This window comes from Pseudoalteromonas sp. P1-30, from assembly GCF_001400005.1.
GTDB lineage: Bacteria > Pseudomonadota > Gammaproteobacteria > Enterobacterales > Alteromonadaceae > Pseudoalteromonas > Pseudoalteromonas atlantica.
On sequence record NZ_LKBC01000001.1, the window covers coordinates 279,815 to 296,886 of the forward strand.

The 17,072-nt window shown below is 37.8% G+C and carries 13 protein-coding genes; 7 read left to right on the forward strand and 6 right to left on the reverse strand.

The features are described from left to right. Positions 1-425 precede the first annotated feature (425 nt). The 3 genes from AN395_RS01230 to AN395_RS01240 form a co-directional block, all read right to left on the reverse strand. A complete protein-coding gene (locus AN395_RS01230; RefSeq protein ID WP_039485102.1) occupies positions 426-1,349 on the reverse strand; it encodes a DMT family transporter in 924 nt (307 codons plus the stop codon). Between the two features lie 101 nt (positions 1,350-1,450). Continuing rightward, complete coding sequence (locus AN395_RS01235; protein ID WP_039485098.1) at positions 1,451-2,158, reverse strand: AraC family transcriptional regulator; 708 nt, start codon at positions 2,156-2,158, stop codon at positions 1,451-1,453. A gap of 383 nt (positions 2,159-2,541) precedes the next feature. After that, complete coding sequence (locus AN395_RS01240; RefSeq protein WP_054981796.1) at positions 2,542-3,843, reverse strand: DUF3644 domain-containing protein; 1,302 nt, start codon at positions 3,841-3,843, stop codon at positions 2,542-2,544. Positions 3,844-4,455: 612 nt separating this feature from the next. Here AN395_RS01240 and AN395_RS01245 point away from each other — a divergent pair. The 3 genes from AN395_RS01245 (at position 4,456) to AN395_RS01255 (ending at position 7,161) form a co-directional block, all read left to right on the forward strand. Next, on the forward strand, positions 4,456-5,388 hold the full coding sequence (locus AN395_RS01245) for a hypothetical protein (protein WP_054981797.1): 933 nt from the start codon (positions 4,456-4,458) through the stop codon (positions 5,386-5,388). Between the two features lie 216 nt (positions 5,389-5,604). Then, on the forward strand, positions 5,605-6,426 hold the full coding sequence (locus AN395_RS01250) for an alpha/beta fold hydrolase (protein ID WP_054981798.1): 822 nt from the start codon (positions 5,605-5,607) through the stop codon (positions 6,424-6,426). A gap of 540 nt (positions 6,427-6,966) precedes the next feature. After that, the gene (locus tag AN395_RS01255; protein WP_004588794.1) at positions 6,967-7,161 is read left to right on the forward strand and encodes a (2Fe-2S)-binding protein; all 195 of its coding nucleotides are present in this window, start codon (positions 6,967-6,969) and stop codon (positions 7,159-7,161) included. Between the two features lie 71 nt (positions 7,162-7,232). Here AN395_RS01255 and bfr (AN395_RS01260) read toward each other — a convergent pair whose 3' ends face one another. The 3 genes from bfr (AN395_RS01260) to AN395_RS01270 form a co-directional block, all read right to left on the reverse strand. After that, positions 7,233-7,697 carry a bacterioferritin gene (gene bfr / locus AN395_RS01260; RefSeq protein WP_004588793.1) on the reverse strand — a complete coding sequence of 155 codons (465 nt, stop codon included), beginning with the start codon at positions 7,695-7,697 and terminating at the stop codon, positions 7,233-7,235. Positions 7,698-7,709: 12 nt separating this feature from the next. Continuing rightward, positions 7,710-8,183: a bacterioferritin gene (gene bfr / locus AN395_RS01265; RefSeq protein WP_024031963.1), complete on the reverse strand. Its 474-nt coding sequence runs from the start codon at positions 8,181-8,183 to the stop codon at positions 7,710-7,712. Positions 8,184-8,349: 166 nt separating this feature from the next. Beyond that, positions 8,350-9,420, reverse strand: coding sequence for a PepSY domain-containing protein (locus AN395_RS01270; protein WP_054981799.1), 1,071 nt, complete (start codon positions 9,418-9,420; stop codon positions 8,350-8,352). A 422-nt stretch (positions 9,421-9,842) separates the two neighbouring features. Between AN395_RS01270 and AN395_RS01275 the strand changes: the two genes are divergently transcribed. From AN395_RS01275 to AN395_RS01290, 4 genes are all read left to right on the forward strand, one after another. After that, on the forward strand, positions 9,843-14,600 hold the full coding sequence (locus tag AN395_RS01275; RefSeq protein WP_054981800.1) for a PAS domain-containing protein: 4,758 nt from the start codon (positions 9,843-9,845) through the stop codon (positions 14,598-14,600). Between the two features lie 10 nt (positions 14,601-14,610). After that, complete coding sequence (locus tag AN395_RS01280) at positions 14,611-15,096, forward strand: GNAT family N-acetyltransferase (protein WP_054981801.1); 486 nt, start codon at positions 14,611-14,613, stop codon at positions 15,094-15,096. Positions 15,097-15,224: 128 nt separating this feature from the next. Continuing rightward, positions 15,225-16,580, forward strand: coding sequence for a DNA-3-methyladenine glycosylase 2 family protein (locus tag AN395_RS01285; RefSeq protein ID WP_054981802.1), 1,356 nt, complete (start codon positions 15,225-15,227; stop codon positions 16,578-16,580). Further along, positions 16,577-17,047, forward strand: coding sequence for a methylated-DNA--[protein]-cysteine S-methyltransferase (locus AN395_RS01290; RefSeq protein ID WP_054981803.1), 471 nt, complete (start codon positions 16,577-16,579; stop codon positions 17,045-17,047). Before AN395_RS01285 ends, AN395_RS01290 begins: the two co-directional genes overlap by 4 nt. The last annotated feature ends 25 nt before the right edge of the window (positions 17,048-17,072 follow it).

The window sequence follows — 17,072 nt, forward strand, 5'->3', positions numbered from 1 at the left end:
TACGCGCAAAGAGCAGTTTGACCAACCAAGTAACTACGATTTTTAGCCAACCTCAACGTCTGCTGATCGCTCAAATAAGACCCCGAAAGGTTGCTCATATAGTTATCTAGGTTAACGCTATCAAAAAACAGAAGTATATTTCCGATAACTACCTTTGAAGCCCTAAAAACGGAAGTTTGCTTCTGAAATATAGCAATATAGGCTTACAAATCGGAAGTTTACTTCCGCTTTGTACTTTAAGATTATAAGCCGGTGTTTAGTGAAAGCTGGGAAGTCCAAACTCGTTTCTGCCCCAAAACGTGTTTAGACGAATGCCGCAAAAGAGCAAACTACGGACGTTGGCTGTTAAGGTTTTAGCGACAGCGGCTAGCCAATTGCGGACATTAGGCATTTGCAAATTCAAGAGAATATTTAGTGCTGTATAACTATATTTTTTGATGGCTAATCTTAATTTTTTTTTGAGGTTTGATTGTTTGTATCAATAGGCATAGTGATACTAAAGCTACGCCTATCCAACCAATTACTTTAAATTTTTCACCAATAATGACTATAGCTAAAACAGTTGCAACTAACGGTTCAATTAAGGTGATTAATGTCGCTTTACTTGCATCTATATAATTCAAGCCAAAACCAAATAATAAATATCCTAAAAACATTGGAATTATTGCCATATACAAAGATACGAAAGCATTAGTTGAGCTTGAAAATAAGTTATCACCCGTAAACCATAATGATGGAAGTAACAATAGTGCAGCACAACCGAATAGCCCAGACATGGACGATTTTGATTGAATGCCACTTTCAATTAAACGCCTTGCTGACCATGAATAACCTGCATAAGTTAAACCAGCAATACAACCTAAAAGAATCCCCAAACCTTGTTGATTAATACTGTAAGCATTATTGCTCTGGTCTTTACCTAAAGTTAACAGAGCAATACCTATAGCACCAATGACAAAGCTCAACATCCATTGCAATGAAATGTCCTTTTTACTAATAAGACGCTCAAGGATTGCGGCAAAAAAAGGTGCAGTGGCTATAGATACTACAGTACCAATGGCAACACCTGATAAACGCATTGAGGTATAGAATACTAATGGGTAAATAGCGACAGAAACGGCACCTAAAAGAAATACTACAGGCTGTTCGAGCATCAGCTTATAATCTATAAGTAGCTTTTTTCGAGCTGTGATTACAAGCAACACTCCTCCTATCCCCATAGAGAATGCACCAATAGCCAAAGAGCTTACATCTGGTGAGTAGCTTGCAGCAGTACCAGTTGTCCCCCACAAGAAACTAGCAACAATAATCGCCATAACACCTTTAAAACTTCCGTGATGATTTTCCATAATAAGACCTATTTATAATAACTTCAATACAGAAATAGTATGCTAATTATGTAGAGTATTTTTAACAATTAAGACGCAATCGTTATCAATTCCGACTAAGTTTACTTTTTGAATTTAATTGGTGATAGACCAAAGTATTGTGAGAATTTTCTGCTAAAGGCTGAAGGTTCTTTATAACCTACTTTTTCACCAATAAATGGTAGCGGGTAATCTGTATGTGTAAGTAAGGCTTGGGCTTTTTCCATTCGAAGTTTTGTTACGTACTTCATCACGGTCATACCTGTTTGTTGTTTAAATAGTTTCTTAAACTGTGTCTCACTCAGGAAAGCAGATTCAGCTAAACATTTAATTTGAAGCTGCGCTGCAATATTTTTCTCTATGAAGGATATTGCTGCTCCAATGCGGTTATCTACTTTTGGTAATAAAGGTTGCTCTGCAAGCAATAGGCTGAACATTTCGAACATCGCCTGTTCTAATTGGGCATTAACTTTGTTTTCTAGTTGGTTTTCGATAAAAGTTAAGTAACTTCTAAGAGGTGAGTTAATTGCAAAAACAATACATTGTGAAGATGAAATATTTAGCGGAAGATTTTTCATATCTGCGACTACAAACCTAGCTTCAGTGTTTGCGGTGAACAAGTGCTCTTCGCTGGCTTTAACTACAACACATTCACTAGGAGCAACTTTACCATTAAAATCACCAACAGATATATTTATGACACCACGTAAAGGTAGAACCAACTGATTAAATTGATGTGAATGACGAACTGGCTTTGTGCTATAGGAACGGATGGATAATAGATTTTTCATAATAATAGAAAACGTATTGCCTTATTTCATCCTGAGATTAGGATTATACATCTTAGAGCAATGAATTCTAAAGTGAAGTATTAGTTTCTACTGGGGCTTTAAATTAAAGTCTCTATGGTGGCTTAGTTTACATACAGCCTTAAAAGGAAATCGACAAACGTTATGATAAAAACACCAGTGCTTTTATCTACTTAGGAAAGTCTGCTATCGTATCATTGCTGTTTTTTTGAATTAAGTGGCCAGTTTTCGCTATTGGCACAAAGCACGCCTTAGTTCTAAATCGTTTTTGTCCAAAAACGAGTTTGTCTGGACGTCTGCTTCTCGCTCTTTTGAGGCATTCGCCTCAACACGTTTTTTGTCCTGCTGAATTGACTTGTTAGTGTTCATTTGCGCTTATTGTGCCATGACTTTGTTGCACTCAAATAACTTTCTTGTTCCATTATTTTTTTAATAAACTCTTCTACTAGATCTAGAGAATAATAATGTATTTCTGGATTCTTATTTTTATAGTGAAACTTGTTATCCGATGACTTCCAATTGTTTTTAGATAAAATTGCCGCAAAGCAATTAGGGTTAATGATTGGCATCCCCGTATTTTTGCAACTTTTAACTAAATGTTTCTTTAGTTTAGCGTTATCAAATCGCTCTTGAAGCCTAAGATTGATTTCGTTAATTGCATCTTTTTGCAATAATGGATGAGATTTAGAACGATCGACCGGTTTTTCTATTACTAGTGCTTTTTTTAAGCCCTCAATACCTTCATCAGCTCTTGCTATCGCAATTGTGCTGCCATCTTCTCCATCTGTAGCAAATACTAATTTCACATTGAGTGGGATAGCAAATTCTATATCATCACTATTTTCAACATCAGTTTGTACTGAAGTTGCAAGTTCGATAATTTCATTTGCGATATCACCGTAAGTCGATTTCATAATTGATACTGGTGGCGATTTAAACTCTCCAACAAGAGAGATCATTCCTGCATGGCTGTTATTTAAAAATGATATCTCCGTAAACTCTTCAAATTTTGAAGTGTAATTTAAAACACCAGACTGAAAGACTCTAGACATAATGCCTTGTATTTCAGGCATTAAAAGATGCACAGCTTGATCTCTTAAATACGCTATCTGTTCGATATTTTTTCTAATGTTTGATTTTAGTGGGTAAACTTTTTCTAAACAATCGCGCAGGGAAATAGTTTCTTTTAGCCCTTTTTTACCAGCCTTGCGAAAAATACTATTTTCACCATCTTTCTCAATAAGTACTGCTTTTAAAAATTGTTCCCAAGCAGTGCAAAAACACATTACAAATGCATCCATTCGATTTTCTAAAGATGGTCTGTTATATAATTCAAGAGCTAATAACATATTGTCTTTCGACTTACTTAGTAGTGCTTTAGCAAGCTTAGATTTACAATTATGACCTAAACCTCTTCTATGTTTACTCTGAGAAAGCAGCTTTGCAAATTCAATTTCTGATATATCAATACAGTTGGACGCTTCAAAAAAACCTTTGCTAACTTCACTTATAAAATCAGCTAATTGACCTTTATTCCAATATGTTCTGAAAGTTGCAATTTTCCACCCTGTTGCATTAAGAATGTCATCTTTAGTGAATTGCTTCGATTGTTCTTCTTTTGTTTTTAACAACTCATGGAGAGATGATAATGACTTGCTGACCTTCACGTGACCTCCTTGTGAACACTAACAATTTTATAGTGCGGGCATCGCGCACCTTTCTGCCGATGTCACGCTCATGTATTAATAAATCTATTATTAACAAATAACGTAAAACATTTCCAACTATAATATTTTATTGAAAATAAAGGTACTCAGAAAAAGAAAATGCGATCGTCGCTCATTTTCTTGAATATGGAGTAGAGCCAATTGCATTAGATGAATAACACTGTATCTGATCGCTCAAAGCTGACCTATAGAGTAATTACGTTAACTCATTTTGGGGCAAAAACGAGCTACGATTGAAGGTCCGCTGGCACAGAGCCGAACTTCGTCAAAGAGCGATAATCAGTCAGTCAGGTGAGTCGTCATTAACTTAGTAAAAATAAGTGAATACTTTCCTCTTTTATAAATGTTTAAATAAGCTACAGTAAGCATAATATTTATAGTTGGCAGTGGCTTACACTATTCGCTAAGAATATAAGTCCATACAATATGGACGTTTTCGCGTTAAAATAAGAAAAATGTTCTCTTATAAAGTTGTTCAAGTGATTATGCAACACAAACTGCGTGCTGCATAAATACTAAAGTGTTAGGCATCAATCGAGGAATCAACATGTTATGAAATGGAAATGTCTTGGTTCACTTAAAGAAGCGAAAAGCTCTGGTTGTAGTGGAATTTATTTGATAGTCCATAAAGGTGCATTAAACCGAATAGTTTATGTTGGTGTTAGTGTAAATGTTGGTATAAGAATGAGTGAACACTACGAAGGTTATCTTCGAGGTAACAGAACGATCTACAACGTAGATGAGTCAGAAGATGTGTATAGCTTGATGTCTTCATATCTTGTTCATAACCATATTAAAGAATACAAAAATTTAGCAAATATTAAAAAAATTTGGGCATCAACAACTATCACATCAATTGAACCAAAAAATTTACTGTCATCAAATCAAAAGTTTTCGAATGAATGGGAACAAATATTACATAATAAATACCTTCCAAACTTATGTGTCTGGGCACTTCCTCTTTCAAACTACACATACGAAAAAGCAACTATAATAGAAAGTTTAATTCAGAGTAGAATAATAAAAACTTTCGACTTGAGAGGTTTTTTTAATCTAAATGATATTAGTATTTTGGGTAAGATTGAAAATACCAAAGTCAGAAAAATAAATATTGATTTTGATTGTTTGCCTGATCTTGATGATGCTTCTAAAATTGTAATCAAAAATATTAATAAGTCTACAACTCCGCCAACCGCTTTTTCTTTAGCTAAGATTCAACTCCAAGATGTTCTTACTGTCAGGGAAATTTCTAGGAAGCAAAGAGTAGAAGTCAGAGAGAAGGCTGCTCTAAAATATAGAAATAACGGTAAACCTTGGAGTACTATCGACTTGGAAAAACTAAGAGTGATGGTTGTTGAATTTGAGATGACAGCAAGTGAGATTTCTCAGTATTTAGGCCGAAGCCCTAGAGCAGTAGCTAAACGAATTGAATATAATGATAGGTTTTCCTTCAAAAAATGGAGAGAAAGTGTAGAGTCGCTATAAATTCCTTACAAATAAATGCAGATCACCTTCGGCAGCGCATAATTTGGGTGTGGGGCGTTAGAATTACTCCTTTTAAAGAAAATAAGCCCGTTTATGGGTTTCAAATGTATTTCCTAATGCCGAAAAAGTGCTGAGGAACGATTACAGGAGCTCGTTTTTACCCATTTTGGCTGTTAAACTTATCCTCCAGCCTCGTTATACGCACAGGAGTTGCGCTTGATTTTTCGATTAACATTTTTTTTATTTGTCTTATATGCCAGTCCAGTCATTGCGGGAACTCAGGAACCAAGATTCTTAGTTATTGATGGCATTCAAATGGAATACATCGATATCGGTGCTGGAAGCAAAACTTTGGTGATTGAATCAGGTATCGGAATGGGCTTAGCTTACTGGCACCCGTTATTAACAGACCTTTCAAAATTAAATATCAGAGCAGTTATATATTCTCGTGCTGGGAATGGAAAATCTCAGGTTGTCAAAGACGTTAGTTTAGCTAGTTCAAATCAACGACTCGAAAAACTGCTTTCGACTATTAACGCAAAAGAAAATCTAATTTTAATTGGTCACTCCTTTGGTGGCTTGCATGTCAGAGCATTTGCTGCTGCTTATCCCGAGCGGGTAAAAGGGTTACTGTTGATCGATCCAAGTCATGAGTTGTTTGATAGTGAATTAAATAAATACGACGCAACGTGGGCGAAACGCGATACTACTAAATTAAACGGAATGATGAATAACCAGCCTGAATGGGATCTCCTACAGGAAATTTATCATCAGAAAATGATTGCTGATGACGATATTGCCAATAAAATTCCTGTAGTTATAGTCACTTCATCAAAATTAAATGAAAGTGACTGGTGGATTGGGCATAGTGTGCAGGGTAAAAAGATCTGGCGGGATTTGCACCAGTCAATGATCATCAATAATGCAAATTCTATCCATATGGTTACTAATAAAACGGGCCATAACGTACCACATGATAACAAGCCTCTGTTTTTTAGCTCTATTAGTGCATTACTAGGCTTTATTGATGGCGTATAACAAACAAATTTTATCACCAGCAAAAAGTCTGGGCTGCGACGTCAAGCCGCTGCGCTGCTTTCCGCGCTAAATTTGGGCGTTACCACTGTCTGCAATTGGCACAGAGCAGACCGCCGGTAATTATTGAGTGATGCAATCCACGGCTATAACTGCCCATGAATACAAGTTCTTTATGTAATGAAAAATAAAGATGCGCTGTCGCTCCTCTGAAAGCATCGGCCTAAATAAACTCTACCTCGAAGTAAACCCGATTAGCTTTCGTATAATAGGTAGGCAAATTATCACTTCAAATCACTTACTTTAATAGACGTTTTCAAGCGATTTCTTTATTTTTAGAGTGTAATTAAGTTAATAAATCTCAATTTAAGTGCCATGTTTAGTTATAAATCAATAACTTCTCAACGTGCCGTGAATTCTCGATTTAAGTGGCACTGATCATTTTTTGAAAAATAACTAATTTTTATCTCACAAACAATTGATAACCATTATTGTTTAGATTAATATGCACCTACTAAATGAAATTGAGAGTAGTTTGTATTCATGTATATTTGTCTTTGTCACGGGGTGACCGATAAAAAAATTGAGCAGACAATTGACGATGGTGCAACTACCATGCGTGAATTAACTAAAGAGCTTAAAGTAGGCAGCCAATGCGGTAAGTGTTGTTGTTGTACTAAAAAGATCCTAAATCGCAAACTTATTGAGATTGCAGATATTACCGATCAAGTCGCTTAATTCGTTATTACAAAATTCAGATACAAAAAAAGCAGCTTATAAAGCTGCTTTTTTTATGACCTAAATTTACCTTAAAGTTGAGACTGTAAGTAATTTTCAAGCCCCGTATTTTGAATAAGTAATTGTTGGGTTTCTAGCCAGTCAATTTGTTCTTCCTGCTCGTTCAAAATATTGTCGAGTGCTTCACGGCTAATATAATCTTTTTTGTTTTCAGCTAATTTAATTGCACTGCGCAAATCATCAATTGTATCAAGCTCAAAGCTCATATTTGCGGCAATCATTTCTTCGCTGTTTTCGCCAATACGTAAACGGCCTAGGTCTTGTAAGTTAGGTAAGCCTTCTAAAAATAAAATACGTTCGATTAAACGATCGGCGTTTTTCATTTTTTGAATTGAAACTTTGTAGTCTGCTTTATCAAGCTGGCTAAAACCAAAATCTTTAAACATGCGGGCATGCAAAAAGTATTGGTTAATACCCACAAGCTCATTAGCGAGTACTTTATTTAAAGCTGCTATAACGTCTTTATCGCCTTTCATACTTTATGCTCCTTACTCGCCCATTTGTGCTTGGTGGTAGTTTTGCGTACCAATTTTATCAATTAGACCAAGTTGTTGCTCTAACCAATAAACGTGATCTTCCTCGGTATCAAATAATAGCTTTTCTAACACTTCGCGAGACTGATAATCTTGCTGCTCTTCACAAATAGCAATTACCTCTTTAACACATGCAACTACTTCAAGCTCTAGTGTTAAATCGTTTTGCATCATGCTTTTTACATCGTTACCAATTAAAAGGTCACGGCGTTTAGTCATGTTAGGCACGCCTTCTAAAAACAAGATGCGTTTGATTAGCCAATCAGCATGATCTTTTTCTTCTTCCATTTCATGGTTAAGGCGTACATATAATTTATCTAAACCCCAGTCATCATACATGCGTGAATGAATAAAATACTGGTCAATTGCGGCTAACTCATTGGCTAGCAAAGTATTAAATGCATCGATTACTTTTTGATTACCTTTCATGATAAATCACCTTAACTATTTTAATTGTGCACAGTGTAGTTAAATTTGCGTATTTTGCAAGTTTTTCTATAAAAATCATTAATTTACAATTGGTTTTGATTCTTATTTAAGTTTGCGTTATTGCTTGGTTTATGTACAGTTTTGCATTTTCATTTAAAGGGTAATGTTATACCCACTTATGCCGTTTGCACCATAAATAAACACCACTGAGTATAAAAAATGCTAACGACAGTGATACTAAAAGCCATACAAATTTTACAATCGGCCCTGCAAATGCGCCAGTATGAAACACATATTTAAAGTTCCATACATGGGTGACTGCATTTGCTTTACTGGCATCATACGCGCTAAGCACTTTAGCGTTGTATGGATTTACCCACACCCAGCTATAAGCATGGCTTTCTCCTGGGTTTTGTAGGCGTAAAGCGATTGGGTCATTGTGTTTTTTAGGTAAGTAAATACGATACAAAATCCCATCAGGAAATACATCAAGGGCTTTATTTATTGCTTGGTCGTAGTTAATACTTGCTGTTGATTTTGCTATCACTTTTGGCGCTTTAGGCCTATTTTGTACTTGAGAAAATGCCACGGTTTCTACTAATGTTTTGGTCGCGCTTTTCCAATTAAAGGTGATACCTGTAAAGGCTATAAGCAATAGCGGTAATAAAACATAAACACCAAGCACGGTGTGTAGCTGATACATAAGTACTTTAATTTTGGCTTTAGGTTTAATCGCCAGTCGTTTTAGGCGGTTTTTAGGCTTAATCCATAAATAAAAACCCACTAACGCATTTATTATTAATAATAGGGCGCATACAGAGACTACGTTTTTTAGTGGTTTTTCACCAGAGGCTGTTTCAAATAATAGCCAGCGATGCAAAGCAAGGGTAAAACCATACAGCGTGTCATTTGTTTGGTATTGAAAAATTACTTTGCCTGTATACGGGTTCACACTGGCGTTACTGCCATCACCTAATCTAAATTGCCAGCTGGCATTAGGATTACTAAGGGGCATAAAGCGGGTGATTTTTTTATCTGTTTGCTGCTGTACTGCGCGGATTAACTCTGCGTGGCTAAGCGTTTTGGTTTGTGGTTCTACCTGCCATTTATCGGGCTGAATATAATATTGTATGTCATTTGCATAGAGTAAAATGGCGCCGCTAATACTGAGTATTAACAAAAAAAGGCCACTTAGTAAGGCAAGGTATAAGTGAATTCGACGTAACCAGATTTTCAAAAGTAATCTCTATAATAAACAGTTACAGTGATTGTAAGTGATAGAACAGGTGTTTATCAATTTATAAAATGTGACCCTTTGTGTAATCAAACTACTGTATATAAAACCGCGAACAACACGCTAAGCTTTAGACCCTTAAATAAAGTTTAAAAATTGAGTGGCTTTAAGTCAGTAAAAGTTCGTATGAGTAATGCGCTTTAATTTTTATAATAATGAAATAAATACCAGCTAAAAATTAAAATATGCACGGTTTGCGTTCTTGCTTATTTTTACGTGTAAATTTTAATTGCAACTTATTGATGTTTAAACTGTAATTATGTGATGTATTTTAAACGCTTTGCGGGCTAAAACTTGCGTCTTTTAGGTTTTAGTGCATTAATATAGGTAATAAATAATACAATTACAGTTATTGGATATATAGCATGGTTGAAGGAAAAAAGTATGGGCTGCTAAATGGCACAGCTCAGTCTGTGCGTAGTAAGCTGATCATTACTTTTTTAGTTATTGCTATTGTTCCACTTTGTTTGCTGACCTGGTTTAGCTTACAGCACGTTAATAATACCTTGCAAAAAAATGCAAATGCAGAGCTTCATGAATTAAGCTCTATCGCCTCAGAGTTTGCTAATTTATGGTTTGATGATCACCTTACTGATTTATATACCTTTAAAAATCAGCTTTCTAACTTCCCGCTTGAACAAAGCAAATTAATAAATCATTTTGTTAATCAATATGACTTTGTAAACAGTATAGAAATTATCGCTGCATCGGCACTTAAGCTGCCCACTATCTCGCCTTACGGGCAGATAAACAAAGGTGAGCTTAGTACGCTTATAAATTCGGTTAATAGCTCAACGCCCGCCGCTTTTGGCTCTGTTATGTTAAATGGCAAACAGTTTAATATTATGGCTATGCCTTTGCTTAATGCGGCGCAACAACTAGAGGGTGTAATTCTCACAGAAGTAAATATTAATGGCCTTTTAAAAAGCTTAAACACCATTCACAACATGCACAACGAAGTGAGTTTTTTTGTACTACATAATAATAAAATAGAGCGCTCTTCAGTAACAAATGCAGATGAGGCGCCTGTTTTTTCGCAAACGGCACTCACCAGTAAGCAAGTGTTTGATTACGCCAGTGCCAACGGCACGACATACCATGCATATATTAGTGATTTAAATTTTTTAGGTGTGCAAGGGTGGCAACTTTTAGCAGCAAAACCTTTGCATATTATGCTCAAAGACTCTACTTATTATAAGCAGCTGGCTATTTTTACAAATGCAGTTTCTTTACTTCTCATTTTATGCGCAGCGTGGTGGTTTAGTCGGCGCTTATCTAAGCCTTTAATTCAGCTTACCTCAGTAATGGCCCGAATTACCGATGGCGAGAAAGTAAAGGTGCCTACTTTAACTGATAGCCACGAGTTAAATAGGTTATCAGTAGATCTTCAAAAAATGGTGGCATTTAAAGAAGAGCAGCAGAGCATATTGCAAAAGCAGCGCTCTGCTTTGCAAACTGCGTTTAAACAATTGGATGAGCAAAAAAGTGCCCTTGATGAGCATGCCATTGTAGCGGTAACAGATTTAGCGGGCACCATCACCTTTGTAAATAAGAAGTTTTGTGAAATTAGCGGCTATGAAGAACATGAGCTTATAGGTCAAAATCACCGTTTACTTAATTCAGGAAGGCACGACAAAGGCTTTTTTAAAAGCATGTATAAAACCCTTAAACGGGGTGAAGTATGGAACGGCCAAATATGTAATAAAGCAAAACATGGTGGCTTTTATTGGGTAGACACCACCATAGCGCCATTTTTTGATGAGCACGGTAAACCGCAAAGCTATATAGCCATTCGTACTGATGTCACGCCATTAAAATTACAAGAGCTTGAACTTGAGCAGCACAAAACCCAACTTCAGTTAGTCATAGATACCACCGCCGTAGGAATATGGGATTGGTTTATAGATACCAGCAAAGTGACTTTTAATAATCGCTGGGCAGAAATAATAGGCTATAAACTCAGCGAGTTAGAACCTACCACTATTAATACTTGGTATAAGTTTGCACACCCCGATGATTTGGTTATTTCAGAGCAAAAGTTAAAAGCGCACTTTAATGGTGACACTGATTACTATGTCAGCGAAGCGCGAATGAAACACAAAGATGGCCACTGGGTTTGGGTACTTGATACTGCAAAAGTAGTCGACTGGAACCTAGATGGGTCGCCTCGTCGTATGATTGGAACACATTTAGATATTACCGAGCGCAAGCAAATAGAGTCTGAGCTACAGTATAGCCGCGATCGCTTTGCTTCTTTGGTGGAAAATATTCCAGGGGTTATTTATCGATGTAAGTTCGATAAAGCCTGGACCATGTTGTACATGAGTGACCAAGTAAAAGACATAACAGGCTATACGCCTGATGACTTTATTAATAATAAAACACTGAGCTTCGCCGCTATTATCCACGATGGCGATCAAGATGTTGAGCTGCAGGTAAGTACCTGTATTGCACAAAAGCTGCCTTGGTCTATTGAATACAGAGTAAAAAGAAATGATGGCAGTATTCGTTGGGTACACGAAAAAGGCCAAGCAATTTATGGCGATGACAACGAAGTTCTTTATTTAGATGGCTTTATTTTAGACATTACTGAGCGCCATAATACTCAAGTAGAAATTACCCGCCAACAAAACCTGCTTGAGGCAATGAGTAAACAAGGCCAAATTGGCGCATGGGAAATAAACCTTGAAAACCAAACCATGTATTGGTCAGACGAAGTAAAAGTCATACACGAAGTTCCCGACGGGTTTGAACCTAACATTGATACAGCCATTAACTTTTATAAGCCAGGAGAGCACCGCGATAAAATTAGTACGTTGTTTGAATGTGCGGTGACTTTAGGCGAAAGCTGGAGTGTTGAGCTGATAATTTTAACTTATACCGGTAAAGAGCGCTGGGTTAAGTCGATGGGGCAGGCGGAATTTAAAGACGGCAAATGTGTGCGTGTCTTTGGCTCGTTCCAAAGTATTGATGCACATAAACGCCTAGAGTTAGAAAGCGAAAAAGCAAACGCCTATAACAAAAATTTAGCGTCATTAACGGTTTCGCCTGAGGTACAAAACAGCGACGTTGCGCAAGTTAAAAAGCTGACGATAAAGTCGATGGTAGAGGTATTAAATGTTGAGCGTGCCTCGATTTGGATATTTAACAAACAGTGCGACGAAATGGCGTGCCATGGTTTATATACTCGACAAGATGGTTTTGTAGATTTTGACGGCGTTCTTAAAAAGGCTAATTTTCCAAGTTACTATGAGGCTGTTTTTGAGCAAAACCTAGTGGCAATTGAAGATGTATATACGCATAAAGCAACCATTGAATTTACGCAAAGTTATACTCAACCATTAAATATTCAGTCAATGCTGGATGCGGTTATTTCATCAGGCGATGGAAATTTAGGTATTTTATGCGCAGAAACTGTAGGGGTTAAACACATTTGGACGCAAGGCGAAGAAACCTACTTGCGCTCTTTGGCTACGTTAGTCGGTAGTACCTTGGTCTCGCAAAAGCGTAAAGAAACCGCTGAAAAGCTAAAGGTTGCTTTAGTGCAAGCACAAGATGCTGCTATAGCAAAAAGCCAGTTTTTGGCAACTATGAGCCACGAAATTCGTACACCGATGAATGGCGTATTAGGCATGTTAGAGCTGGTAGAGTTAGAGCCATTAAGTAAACCAATAGAAAAAAAGGTCGCTATTGCTAAAAGCAGTGCTCATTCTTTACTTGGCGTTATTAACGATATTTTAGATTTTTCTAAGGCGGAAGCAGGCAAAGTTGAGCTTGAGCATATACATTTTAATGCACGCGACTTAATTGGCGAAATAGCCGAGGCACAGGCCTTTACCGCACAAGAAAAAGGCATTGAGATTATTTTAGATTTAGTCTCCTTGGAGCCTTCACATTTAATGGGCGACCCCGGGCGCATACGCCAAGTGGTAACCAACTTAATTAGTAATGCGGTTAAATTTACCAGTCAGGGTGAAGTGGTGGTGAGTGCATCTATAGAAAAAACTGACCAAAACCTACTGCTAAATATAAAAGTAAAAGACTCAGGAATAGGCATAACCGAAGCAAAACAACAGCAATTATTTACCCCTTTTTCGCAAGTGGATGCATCAACCACGCGAGAATACGGAGGCACGGGTCTGGGGCTTGCAATATGTAAACAGTTATGTGAGCTAATGAATGGTAAAATTTCACTGGCGAGCGAACCTGGCAAAGGCAGCGAATTTACTGCAACCATGCAAGTGGCTGAAGGCATCGAAAAAGAACGTAATATCCCTAATATCAATATGAGTTCGTTAAATGTACTAGTGGTTGATGATAACGAGACAAACCGCTTAGTTATCTCTCAGCAATTAGGGCATTGGGGGGCTAATGTTACGCTTGCTAGTAGTGCAAAACAGGCGCTTGAACTATGTGCACAGCGCATAGAAAATGATCAGCCTATGTTTGATATTGCCGTGCTAGACATGCAAATGCCAGAAATGGATGGAATGGAGCTGTGTAAAGTGCTTAAAGCACATGATGACTATAAAGCCATGCCATTAGTAATGATGACCAGTATTGCAGGTATGGAAGGCGCTCAGCGCTACTCAAAAATTGGTTTTCAGGCTTATTTTCCTAAGCCGGTTACAACCGCCGATTTAATTTCTGCGTTATCGGTTATTACAAGTTCAGACAGCACCGAGCCCCTTCCTTTGGTGACCCCAGGGTATATTTCGTCACTCAGAAAAGAAAAATCAGACACACCTGCAAAAATTTTATTAGTTGAGGATAACCCCGTTAATCAGCATGTTTCTACACTGATGCTTAAAAAGCTAAATTGCGAAGTAATACTGGCGCAAAATGGTCAAGAAGCCATAAATACCTTAAGCGAGCATAACGAGGGGTATTTTGATTTAGTGTTAATGGATTGCCAAATGCCGGTAATGGATGGCTTTGACGCCACGGCTAATATACGAGACGGTATGGCAGGGGATGAGCACAAAGCAATAAAAATAATTGCCCTAACCGCCAATGCAATGGACTCAGATAAAGAGCGTTGTATTAATGCCGGTATGGATGACTACTTAACTAAACCCATTCAGCTTGATATTTTAAAAGAAAAAATAGAGCAGTACTTTTAGGATTAATAACATGAGTAAGCAAATACAAATACGCGATGCTAAAAAAAGCGATGCGCCAACCATTTTACAGTTTATTACCGAACTGGCCATTTACGAAAAAGAACCCGATGCAGTAAAAACAGATGAGCAGGCAATTATAAAAACGCTGTTTAGTGAGGGGGCAACAGCACACAGTGTTATTTGCCTTGAAGATGATGAGCCTATTGGCTTTGCGGTGTATTTTTATAATTACTCTACCTGGCTGGGTAAAAATGGCTTATATCTAGAAGATTTATACGTAAGCCCCGATAGCCGTGGCAATGGTGCGGGCAAACTAATAATGAAACACCTTGCTAATAAAGCCATAAAAAACGACTGTGGACGTTTTGAGTGGGTAGTACTGGATTGGAATCAACCCGCTATAGATTTTTATAATAGCATTGGGGCAAAAGCCCAAAACGAATGGATAATCTACCGCCTAGCAGGCCAAGACTTGCTCGATTTTGCAGAGCAATAGTGATACTAAAACGCTTAATTAAGTGGGTTGGTATAATACTTTTTTAAAAGCAGATGAGTGCCGAAAACGGCCAGTATCTGCTTTAAAAATTGTTATGCTGAGGTACGTTTTATTGATTAAGACCCTACATGAATAATCAGTATTGGCAAAAAGCACGGCAAAGCCGCGATGCACGATTTGATGGCTTATTTTACGTTGCGGTAAAAAGCACCGGTATTTATTGTCGGCCAATTTGCCCCGCGCCCACCGCTCAAGAAAAAAATGTGGTGTATTATCAATATGCGCACAACGCAGCGCAAGCAGGCTTTAGACCGTGTATACGCTGCAGGCCCGATAGTGCTCCGGGCAGCGCTGCTTGGCAGGGGGTAAAAACGACCGCGCTTAGAGCTAAGCAGTTAATTGATTTAGGTGACAGCTGTAATTGCGAAATGCTAGCTACTCGTTTGGGTATTACCAGTCGATATTTGCGACGCATATTTAATCAGCACTTTGGTGTGTCTGTTACTCAGTATCGGTTATTTAACCAATGTCAGTTTGCTAAAAAGCTCATTCAAGAGACCACATTACCTATAACCGATATTGCATTTGCCGCTGGGTTTAAAAGTGTGCGACGTTTTAACGATGCTTTTTTACAACAATTAAATATAGCCCCATCAAAGCTCAGAAAATCAAAAAAAGAGGCAACCCCAGTGATTGTATTAACTCTCCCTTTTAGACCTCCTTACAATTGGCAGGCTTTGCACAGCTTTTTGTCAAAGCGGTTAATAGAGCCTATGGAGTGGATAACCCCAACCAGTTACGGGCGAACATTTAAGCTAAAAGGGGCGGTAGGTTATTTTAATGCGCACTTTAAGGCGCAACATAACCATTTTAAAGTTGAAATAGTAATAAATAATACCGAGCACTTACAAAAAGTCATTAACAATATACGCCGTGTACTTGATGTAGATGCCGATATAAACCCTATTGAAAGCCACTTAAAAAACAGTATTAATGGGGCATTTACATTAAGTGAAGGGCTACGCTTACCTGGAATATGGTCAAGCTTTGAAGCGGGGATCCGCGCTGTATTGGGTCAACAAGTTAGCGTGGGGGCAGCGCACACTTTAGTAACAAAGCTGGTTGCAGAGCGAGGCGATAAACACGCAGATAAAGTGTATTTTCCACAGCCTGAGGATTTAGCGACATGCGACTTTGAATTTTTTAAAATGCCGCAATCGCGCAAAAATGCATTAAAAAATTTATCTAAGTACTGCGCTGATAACCCCGATAACAGGGTTTTGGATAATTGGCTCGATATAAAAGGGATAGGCCCATGGACTGTTAACTACGCTAAACTGCGCGGGCAAAGTAACCCAGATATACTATTAGCCGGCGATCTCGGGGTAAAAAAGGCGCTGATCAATGCTAAGCAATTTAACCCAGAGCTGAGCGCTCCATTTCGCTCGTACTTAACGTTTCAACTATGGCAGCAACTTTCATGATTATACAGACCGCAATTTCGAGTCCGATTGACGATGTTATTATTCAAGCGACTGAAAACGGGGTGAGCTATGTTGGTTTTTACCCAAAAACACACTATGCCCATACACCCGTTGAGCAAGTAACAAATGAAGCGGCTTTAATCTGCGTAAAGCAATTAAACGAATACTTTAATGGTCAGCGCAAAACCTTTAATGTGACATTAGATACGCAAGGTACGCCTTTTCAAAATAGTGTGTGGCAAGCGTTGCTCAGCGTCCCTTTTGGCAAAACCATGACCTACGGCGATATAGCTAAAAAATTAAATAACCCTAAGGCGGTAAGAGCGGTAGGGGCTGCAAATGGCAAAAACCCCATCAGTATTATTGTGCCATGCCATCGAATTATTGGTGCAAACTCAAAGCTTACTGGGTACGCTGGTGGCCTTGAGAGAAAAAGTTGGCTACTAAAGCATGAAGGAATAATTTAACAGTTACAGTACTGGCAGCTTTATT

Bases quoted from the DNA above. Each gene is read 5' to 3' on its own strand.
- AN395_RS01245 (WP_054981797.1), top strand. From the start codon at position 4,456: ATGAAATGGAAATGTCTTGGTTCACTTAAAGAAGCGAAAAGCTCTGGT.
- AN395_RS01275 (WP_054981800.1), top strand. From the start codon at position 9,843: ATGGTTGAAGGAAAAAAGTATGGGCTGCTAAATGGCACAGCTCAGTCT.
- AN395_RS01230 (WP_039485102.1), bottom strand. From the start codon at position 1,349: ATGGAAAATCATCACGGAAGTTTTAAAGGTGTTATGGCGATTATTGTT.
- AN395_RS01235 (WP_039485098.1), bottom strand. From the start codon at position 2,158: ATGAAAAATCTATTATCCATCCGTTCCTATAGCACAAAGCCAGTTCGT.
- bfr (WP_004588793.1), bottom strand. From the start codon at position 7,697: ATGAAAGGCGATAAAGACGTTATAGCAGCTTTAAATAAAGTACTCGCT.
- AN395_RS01285 (WP_054981802.1), top strand. From the start codon at position 15,225: ATGAATAATCAGTATTGGCAAAAAGCACGGCAAAGCCGCGATGCACGA.
- AN395_RS01280 (WP_054981801.1), top strand. From the start codon at position 14,611: ATGAGTAAGCAAATACAAATACGCGATGCTAAAAAAAGCGATGCGCCA.
- bfr (WP_024031963.1), bottom strand. From the start codon at position 8,183: ATGAAAGGTAATCAAAAAGTAATCGATGCATTTAATACTTTGCTAGCC.
- AN395_RS01290 (WP_054981803.1), top strand. From the start codon at position 16,577: ATGATTATACAGACCGCAATTTCGAGTCCGATTGACGATGTTATTATT.
- AN395_RS01255 (WP_004588794.1), top strand. From the start codon at position 6,967: ATGTATATTTGTCTTTGTCACGGGGTGACCGATAAAAAAATTGAGCAG.